Below are 475 nucleotides of genomic sequence, written 5' to 3'. Positions count from 1 at the left end.
CTTTGCCGCTGGATGTGGCGCAGCAGTTTATTAGCGCGCCCGCGGTGGATGCGGCAGTCGCGAAGTTTGAGCAGGACTGGCAGGGCGCGTTTGGCCAGACAACTATTTGATTGTACGGCCTGATGCCGTCACCCCAATCCTCAACGAAACGGAGAGGGGACAAACACGAAAAACGGCAACCAACGGTTGCCGTTTTGCATTACCCTCCGCAGACCTCGCATCCGGGATGACGCATCAGTTTCATCTCGCGGATCTGACAGCTCATCGAGTCGTACATCAGGATTTTTCCCGCCGCCGGTGTTCAGTAGTGCGTCAGCACTTTAATCGCTTCCATAGTCTGCAATGACCCGATCACGCCAACCAGCGGTGCCATGACGCCCGCCTCGACGCAAGTCAGCGCATTCTCGCCAAAAAGACGGCTCAGACAGCGATAGCAGGGCTCGCCGTCGGCGTAAGTAAATACGCTGATCTGGCC

At 57.3% G+C, this 475-nt stretch carries 2 pseudogenes; one reads left to right on the top strand and one right to left on the bottom strand.

Going from position 1 to position 475, the window contains the following annotated elements:
- Positions 1–110: pseudogene (locus tag AC07RN_RS21070) on the top strand (fructose-6-phosphate aldolase); the annotation flags it as partial.
- Between the two features lie 89 nt (positions 111–199).
- Here AC07RN_RS21070 and AC07RN_RS21065 read toward each other — a convergent pair.
- Positions 200–475, bottom strand: a pseudogene (locus AC07RN_RS21065) (ThiF family adenylyltransferase); the annotation flags it as partial.

This window comes from Lelliottia sp. GFLA7 (assembly GCF_056490165.1).
Note: the sequence above shows the minus strand (reverse complement) of the source record. Positions and strands in the feature narration are given on the sequence as shown.